Here is an 8,948-nt window from a genome sequence, read left to right on the forward strand (position 1 = left end):
CACGGCTTACGCCTACATCTGTCTTCATCTGTGGTTTATTATTTCTTTGGTGTACCTTACTCCGGGTTGCAAACCGCTCTAAAAGCCAATCTGATGGACATTTGAGATATTGGTCAATGCCCACCTGAAAGAAAACCGATGTTACCATTTCACTCAAAAGTACCCTTTCAGTCTATATTTAGAGTGCAATTGCAACTCATCTTCTACAAATAGAAAAATCAAACACTCCAGTCCACACAGAAGCTTACTGTAATACAACAAAAAGGAAAGCCAAAATTTATTGTTTTAGTGAATATTTAATCTCTATGAAAAAACAAAAAACAATTGCTTTAAAAGTCTGCTTGAGGTACTTAGGGCAAAGTTTACTTGTAGGATTTTTGTGCTTATTATTGAGCCTAAAAAGTTATAGCTATGCACAATTACCTCCAAGGTACACTGGTTTAGCTCCGAATTCTCCGTTCGGTTTAGAATTTGGTTATAGTGATCCAAAGATTGTCGGTCCAGTATCTCAGGAACTTGGAGTCAAATGGGTTCGTGGTATACAAGTGGAATTTGACCGCTGGAATGGTGATCCTAAAATCCTGAGAGACAGGATAAATACCTTAAAAGGTTATGGGGTATCTACATTACAAACTCCTTTTTATCCATCCCCTTGGAAAGAGGACAAATTAGGACCTCCAAAAAATATGGATGCTTATATACAAAAATTTTATGACTGGGTAGCGGCTACTCATGATTTGATGCCTAATTATGAACACTGGAATGAACCTTGGGTTGATGAATGGGCATGGAATGGTGGGACTGCTGAAGAATATAGAGACATGATTAAACGAATTTGGAAAAAGGTAAAAACTGATTTTCCAAATGTTAATTTAATTGGCGGAGGTTCTGTAGCCTATAGCAGGGATATTATGTATGGTAAGGGGAATGATATAGGGTATGTGGATGGCTCTATAAATCATGCGTATGCTTTTCCTAGTCCGAGTGCCTTCCATGGTACATTGATGCAATTAAAATTAGATCAAAAATTTTCTAAGACACAAGGTAAGGCAGGAGCGTGGCAAACAGAGTTTGGAACATATACTGAGATGTTCTCCTCAGATAAAGACATCTGGGTAGCTCGTACAATACCCTCCAGTTACCTCCTACATATGTTAGCTGGTCATTATGCTCAAAGACCCGTAAGAGCTTTTTGGTTTAACTGGAGTGGACATGGAATGCACGATATCAAAGACAATAATGCTGCGAAGGATGCATATAAAACGATGACTCGGGTTTTGGAAGGAACCAAAATAGTAGATGATGTATTTCCTAATTCAAAATCAATGTGGGGAATCGTTTTTGAAAACGATTATTCAGCAGATAAGCGTGCTAGAGCAGCGGTATTTGTCAATGCTCCATTTTATGGTGATATAGGTAATCCCTGGAATCCTAATGGAGGTAGTCAGGCGAAAGGAAATCTTCCTTCTGATGAGTATTCTGGGATTATGTCTATCAATGAACCAGGTATACAGGCATATGATTACAGAGGAAATAGAATCAACAATTTGAATAACATTCCTTTGAATCCAGTAGAAGTTGTATATATAGTCGCTGATATGCCAGCTTCCAAGTTAAAGCAGATATTGCAAAATGCGAATTTTAAATTAAAAACGGAAGTAAAAGTCACAGCATTATCTTTATCAGGACCTGTTACAAAAGGTAGAACAATTGACATAAAACTTGAAAATGTCGTCAATCAACCTCGTAGCGGAAAGTTAACAATAACACCTCCCAATGGATGGAATTTAGCGACAAACAGTATAGGATTTGAAAATTTACAACCAGGCGAACAAAAAATTATTAGTTTCCCAATCAATTCCTTCTCTACAAATAGCAATAACAATTACAACATTAGCTACTCTTTATCAATAAATGGAAAATCATCACCGCAAACAGGTTCCTGGAAAATACAATCAGCGTATGCTCCAAAGAAAACGATAAATGTAGATGGTAATTTGAATGACTGGTCTGATGTCATTGCCACAACTATGGGTGATGGAGCATATAAGTTCAAAGTAGCATGGGATGCGAATAACTTGTATTTCGCCGGGGAAGTTGCAGACGATAACCATGCGCCATTTCCTCCATTTAATCCTAGTTTTGAATGGTTCAGAAAAAATCGAGTTGATGGCGCTAAAGGTGATGATAATAGAGATGGATTATTTCTTAATATCGATTGCATGAAAAATAATCCTGATGACTTGCTAAAAGGTCACTCGCATTATGAAAAGGCTTTAGCTGCAGATGTAGATTATGAATTTTTTGCTACGTATAGTACGGGAAATAACAGTGAGTTGTGGAGATATCGTGCTCCTGGTACAAATCATCAGGGATATTATCCAACCAATGCAACTCTGAATCCGCCTCTAATGAAAATGAATGCGACTCCATCAGGTGGAGCAGAAGGAAAGATACAATTTACTCGTGCTGGTAATCAGACGATTTATGAGGGAGCGATTTCTTTGAGTGCAATCCCCGAATTAAAGTCACAATTAAACTCCTTAAAATCAGGAGATTATTATTTCCCTAATCTTGCATGGCGTGTCAATGGAGGAAATAAAGGTAAAAAATTCTGGACGATTGAGTCAGGACAATGGGAAGAAGGGGGCTATGGCTTTGTACCACAATGGTTATCAGGAGGGTTAGAAAACGGAGGACGAGTGATTAGTCGTTGGGCTTTTGTGAATGGAGATGGAAAGACATTGCCAGATACCGCGACAGGGTTGCAAAAATAGGGAGAAGTCCTAATTTTCTTGGTGCTAATCTTACGGAACTGGCTAGTGGAGCGGGTGTGGAAATAACAAGGGTAGAATCATGCTAGCCCTAGCCATTTCCCCAGTTCTGGTGCGGACATTTTGGGCTTAGCGCCTTTTTCTGCGTCTTTGATTAAATGTGTAATTGCACCATTTATAGGTGCCGCCAGCCCATTTTTTTCTGCCAGAGCGACTATTTCTCCGTTGATATAGTCAATTTCTGTTTTGCGACCTCGCTGCAAGTCTTCCCACATAGAAGAACGAGCTTGTGGATCGATTTTAATCATATTGGAGGCGACGCGGAAAAATAGAAAGTTAGGAAGTCGCAGAACCAAGGGTGCAACGCCAGGGAGCATACGCCCGGAAGCAATTGGGCGAATTCCGCTTTGCTGCAACACCGATAGGGCTTCGCGCATGGCAGCGGCAATGATTTTCCGATACGCAGGCTGTGAAAGCTCTTCGCGTAAGGGAATATCTGCCAAGGCATTGATGGCATTGTTCAGATTAAATATCAGTTTGCCCCACAAGATGCCAGGAAGGTTGGCGTAAGCTTTAGCTGCCAGTCCAGCGTACTGCAAACCCGAAACCACAGCAAACGAAATATCACCCCGCTCCTCCACCGCAAGGGCTCCAGTGGTTCCGCAATGGAAATGAGCACCTGGGTTCCACACTACGTTATAGGGAACCATTCCAGCTAGCACGTCTTGTTCCGTCAAGATAGAGCGCAGTACCTCCGCATTCCGCACGCCGTTCTGGAAACTAACAACCGTTTTCCCAGGAGGCAAAACTTTTTTCAGACTGTGTGCAGCTTCCTCTGTCGCCAAGCTTTTCAGGGTAACCAGTACAATATCCCGATCAGCCAGGGCTGCTTCTGAAGTTGCGTACTGCACTTGCTCCGGCTCTAGGCGAAAGTCCGTCCCTGTGAGGTTCGTAATCCGCAAACCATTTCCCCGAATCTCTTGAGCCAGTTTTTCGCGTCCTACCAGGATTGTATCAATTCCTGCATGAATCAGATGTGCGCCGATATAGCTACCGATGCTTCCCGCACCCAGTATGCCGAATTTGAGTTGTTTTGCAGTCATATTTCACCCTTATTTGAACCAGTGTTACAGAAAGTACACTTAGCTGCTCCTTTCCTACCCAAAAAATACTTAAGTTTTTTTAAGTTTTTTAACAAAGCGTCGTAATTCCCCATCTCTATACGCGGATGGGGAATTACGGCGGCAATCATGTGCCGATTCGCTGCCAAGGTGCGAAGGCGTTTTTGCTGCCTCGTAGTGCAGGAGCTAGTTTTGGATAGTGCCGTAGCAGAACGCTAATCATAGTGTTGTTGGCAATCCACTCTAGACCCTCTGGGGTATAGACCTCTGGTGTGTAATCGACTGTGAAGAAGCGATCGCTGTTGAGACGACGGGAAGCCATCACAATGAAGATGCGGAAAGCAGTGTCGCTAAATCCGAATCCTTTGGGGGGTTCTTCGGCAAACAGACCAACCATCAAATCCACATCGTCAATCTTGCCGTTATACGCTAACTCAATCTTTTTAGCGAGTTCAGCGTCAGGCGTTAGCTCGCTGAAAGACTTGACTCGTGGTAGGCGCAGCAGTTCGCGGAAGTCATTGTAGCGAGGCACACCCCGCTCGCGATCGCGAAGAATTTCTACGGCTGCTAAGTCAAAAACTTGACCACCTGGTCTGGGGATAGTGCGTAAGAAGTTGGGGTAGTTCCCGAGAGTAATGGCTCCGGGGTTGGCAATGCCGAAGGAGTAAAACAGGTCGCTGGTGTCGATTTGTTCCATAATCTCACGCGCACGCGGTCCTACAGCTTCCCCTAGTGTCGCCTCGCTAAGTAGCACATCGGTTTCCACAGAATGGAAGGTGAAGAGGTCGGGTATTAGCGTGTGCATGCGGTAGACGGATACGAATTCCTCAGTCAGGGAGTAAGGAACGTCAAAGTGATTAGTAAGCGAGCCAGGAATACCACTGATACCTTCACTTGAACTGATGCGACCGACGAGTTTAGTGATTTTCTCTCCAACCAGTCCCCACCAGTTTGCATTCATTCCAATTTGTAAAGCTGGGTGTCCCAGGATAGCTGTCGTCCATTCTACCGTATGAATCTTGGCAATCAACGCCGTATTGATCAGGCGAGCCTTGTTAAAGAGTTGGTCGTCAGTCCATGTCGGATAGTGGGACTTGAGGCGATCGCAAATGGCATTATGCTCAAGGGTAAACAGCAGGTGCATCAGTCCTAGCCCCAACCACCAGTTTTCACTGACACCAGCTTTCTCGATGCCATCAACGCTGCTTCGTGGACCTTGCAAATCGTTTTTGTTTGCCAGTGGAAGCAGACCCCGCTCGCCAACAAGCAGTTTTCCATCTTGATGAGAGCGCATTTTGTGTTGGCTGTTTAAATCTCGTCCGTAGATTTGCGACCCGTCCCACCAAGGACTTTCGCGGTTGAGGTATGCCACTGGATGATCCTTTGGATCTGCTGTGTGGGTGGGATCTGCATCAGTGCGAGGAACTTGCATCGGACTGTATTCCTTGGGCCAATCGTCATTGTTATCAATGGGAATCTCGAAGGGCGGTTTTTTATCAGTTGTCGTGTGGAAGAACCAGTCGTGAGTCATAAACTGAATCCAACCGGCTGCCAAGATGTTGAGCGTGGTTGCTGGCTTAAAGCTGTCTCGAGTCATCAGTTCCCGCGCAACCATACGGGGGTTGGGCGTCATAATCCGCTCGTCGCTAGGGCGCTCGACGCGATCCAAGGGGATATTACGACCTAAGCGTCTGCCTGCACGACCCATATCCGGGTCGCTGAGGTCGTTGTAAGAGCCGTCTGGTGAGCGGTTCGTGAGGTATTCTGCTGGACACCTGTGGGGAAGTGGGTTTGCTCGGGAAGCTTCGGTTTCCGTATCGTAAAGATTTTTCTCGCGCAAAGCGGTGCGAAGCTGGGCGAGGCTGAGAACACCGAGCCACGCGGGCAGTTTGTCCCAACGGACGAGTCGATTGACTATGGCAAAGACCCCCTCAATAGCGCGGGTAAGTAGCGATCGCGGTGGTACTGGGATTTGACGCTTGAGCCGGAAATCCTCGCTTGCCACGTAAACCGGCTTGCGTCCCCTGTTAAGCTGACCAAGGGGGCGAAATATCTCCGCGCCGTTCCAAGGATTAAAGGCGGTTTGCTGAATCATTGCCTCGGCATCAGCCCCTTGTTGGCCCAAATCCTGCTGCGGCAAAATCAGTTGTGCAATTCTAAATGGTCGCGAAACCGACTCCTGCCAACGGGTGGCTCCGTCCTCAATCGGCGTCTTCTTCTCGTCTACGAAAAGTTGAGCCATGATATCGTAGGTAATTGCGTTCTTCTTAAGACGCTCGACTAACTCCTGTCGCAGGTAATTGTCAGTTTTTCCAGGAGATGTTTGCGGTGTGCCAGCAGCTGGTTGAGCATGGAATTGCAGAGCAGCTTGACCGAGCTGGAAGGGTCCGCGGCTCCAATAGGTTTCGGTCGCCAGACTTCCAACCTTGCGAGAAGAGTTGGTTATCACGTTGGTCAGCATCCGAATTGTTTCCCCCAGACCAACAGAGGATATCAGGCGTACAGGCAGGAGAAATGAAGGTTTTTTGCTAGCAGCTTTGGCGAACTCCATAAACTGGCGCACATTTCGTGCGTGGGATACCGGCGCATTTGTCATGAGGAAATCGTTGATTCGCTCTTTGCCCTGCTCGTCTGTGGAGAACACGCGAATTGCCAGCCCGCGCAGGTCATTCTTGGTGTCCGGCTGCACCAACCCTGAAGCATTGGATAAACGCACGTGTGCCTTGTAAGTCTTGCCAGGTTGAAAAATACCGTGCTGCAAGTGCTGTGGAATGTCTGGGTCAATCTTAAACTCTGCATTTGTAATGCCAGCCTGAATCTTAGCGTGCAGAGCGCGTTGGATTGCCTTTCCTCCTGATTTCTTGAGATTGCGCTCCTGTACTATTTGAATATCATCTGCGTACTCCTTGAGCAGTTGAGCTTCGGCTTCTGGACTACCGCCGAGGAAAACTTCTTTCCAAGCTTCACCAGTCAGTGTTGCACCACTAACAGTATTCGTGAGTGTTCTACGATTAATAAGAGTCATACTTATTGCTACCTTACGAAACTACGAGATTCATCATTGTTTGCAGCTGCTTAGGGATTTCCAAGAAATAAATTATCCATCTTGTGGGGTGGGCTTCTAGCCCGCCCTGAATATTGGGACGGGTGGGGACACCCATCCCACAAGAAAATTTGGGATATTTTTTTATTTGGAAGTCCCTTAGCTATTCTTCAGTGATGGGCGAACTCAGACCATCACCCGCGCCATGCCAAAGTTTTTGGTGCAAGGCATGGGACTTATCGTAGCCATCGCGGAAGAGGTGGTCGTAATAATCCAAATCTAGATGGTGAGCTTGAAGCCAGATACCAGGGACTTGTATTGCGTCCGTGTGTGCTGGGAAACGACCATAGGTGTTGTAGATGTAATTGCAGATATCTTTCGTCACCTCAATCACTTCAGGCGGATAGTGAGGGACATTCTGGATGTACTTTTCGCCAAGTCCGTTCTTAAAGATTTTGTCGAAGTAATGTATATCTGAGTAAACACCCTCTTTTCCATATTTCTGCTCAATAACACGGTCTACTGCCTCAGACATATCTTTGACGTAAGGCGGACAAAGCCCTTCAATCACGCCTGGAAGACCTACAGGGTTTGGGCGGACACCAGTTGAGTAAGTCAACCAATTAAGAATATTTGTTAGTTTAAATCGTGGCTTTTGATGCTCGAATTGGAAGGCAGTTTTGAACTTAGTTGCTGGGTTACCTGTGAGGATTGGTCCTGAGAAAGAGGCATGAATCCAACCGCCCAGCCCCATTGCTTGCAACACGAGCATGAGATTTTGAAGTAAAAGAGGTGCTTCCAATGGGGCACGCATTCCTTCAAGCAAGCCTAGGGGTATTTTCATGTCCTTGTTCAAATACCCAGAGCGCACCCATTTCTCTACGCCCGCATATCGATTGAACTTCATCTCGTCAGTAAACGCAGGTCTGTAGCCATCTGGTTGGGTGAGCAGGAACATCAGACCGTTGATATATTGCCAAGTAACGTCAACGATTGGCAAGAAAATCGTACTCCCGGGAGTATTTGACACAAAGCGATTCGAGCCAATGTAATAGGGCATTTCTCTCGGCATCTCCAGCCTGTGGTCCAGAATTTTCTGCTTGCAGGCTTCGGCCAATTCAATCAACTGGTCTGGCGTGGCGTTGTAAATATCGATTGGCTGGAGATTTGGGGGACGACGCAGGAAATAAGTTCCCGAGTCGTTGATCAGGAAAAAATGGGTTGCTTGAGCGTTATCAGGACTCCCCGCAGCACGACCAATCATATTAAGATTTGGCGTGCCCATGATGTTATTCCCCTGTTCGTCTTGAAAGGGGCGGTCTGGCGTTGTCCGTCCTGTCAGACCTGTTGCTGCTATCAGGACCGCTTCCTCTAGCGGGTCTAGTGGCTGCGGCTCTTGGTTTGAGGTATACGTGAGCGGACCAGCAGGCACGACTTTAATTCCCTTACTCATCCGACGCGTTCTCCGCTCAAAGAGCCCCTTAAACAAGGGATACTCGAGCGCGTACTCAAGCCCTGGATGTGTTGTTTTCATTACCAAATCCTTGATACTACAATGGTGGCTGCAATCTTGCAAAAAGAGAGCCCTCTTGGCAGTTTCATGTATCACCTGTTACGGCTAAGCAACCGTAGTTTTTCACTAGTGTTGTATCCTTGGCAGCCAAATAAATATATGCTAAAATTTAAACGCATTTATCAGGACACTTCCCTCAACTCCTTTGAGAATAGATACAGTTTGCACAAGCCGGAATTCGGAAAAATTTCTGCCCATCAAGCTAGAACTCTCGTTTCACCAACTAATCTGGAATAAATTTCAATCGCACTAACTTATGCAGTTGAACCACGAGTCGCTGTGGGGCTTGTGAGAGAACAATGATGCCATTCGAGTAGACTAGGCGATCGCCCAATAGTGGTAATTGTCGTGGCAAAAATCCATCTCGCGCTAAGAACTAACAAAGTCTGGGAAAGTCTGCATAGCTGGTATTGGCACCTAAAAGTAAGATTAACAGC

Annotated in this window: 5 protein-coding genes; 1 reads left to right on the plus strand and 4 read right to left on the minus strand. The window is 45.8% G+C overall.

The annotated features are described in order from the left end of the window. Positions 1 to 305: 305 nt before the first annotated feature. Positions 306 to 2,777: a hypothetical protein gene (locus V5G28_RS18060; protein ID WP_332994502.1), complete on the plus strand. Its 2,472-nt coding sequence runs from the start codon at positions 306 to 308 to the stop codon at positions 2,775 to 2,777. Between the two features lie 77 nt (positions 2,778 to 2,854). Here the strand turns inward: V5G28_RS18060 and V5G28_RS18065 are convergent, their stop codons facing one another. From V5G28_RS18065 to V5G28_RS18080, 4 genes are all read right to left on the minus strand, one after another. Next, the gene (locus V5G28_RS18065; RefSeq protein ID WP_332994504.1) at positions 2,855 to 3,877 is read right to left on the minus strand and encodes a 2-dehydropantoate 2-reductase; all 1,023 of its coding nucleotides are present in this window, start codon (positions 3,875 to 3,877) and stop codon (positions 2,855 to 2,857) included. A 145-nt stretch (positions 3,878 to 4,022) separates the two neighbouring features. Further along, complete coding sequence (locus V5G28_RS18070; RefSeq protein ID WP_332994507.1) at positions 4,023 to 6,920, minus strand: peroxidase family protein; 2,898 nt, start codon at positions 6,918 to 6,920, stop codon at positions 4,023 to 4,025. 181 nt (positions 6,921 to 7,101) lie between these two features. Then, positions 7,102 to 8,391: a hypothetical protein gene (locus tag V5G28_RS18075; protein WP_332994509.1), complete on the minus strand. Its 1,290-nt coding sequence runs from the start codon at positions 8,389 to 8,391 to the stop codon at positions 7,102 to 7,104. Positions 8,392 to 8,765: 374 nt separating this feature from the next. After that, positions 8,766 to 8,948: hypothetical protein (locus V5G28_RS18080; RefSeq protein ID WP_336231136.1), on the minus strand; the 183-nt coding region annotated here is incomplete at its 5' end.

The sequence above is a fragment of the Scytonema sp. PRP1 genome, from assembly GCF_036697665.2.
GTDB classification, from domain to species: Bacteria; Cyanobacteriota; Cyanobacteriia; order Cyanobacteriales; family Nostocaceae; genus Kalymmatonema; species Kalymmatonema gypsitolerans.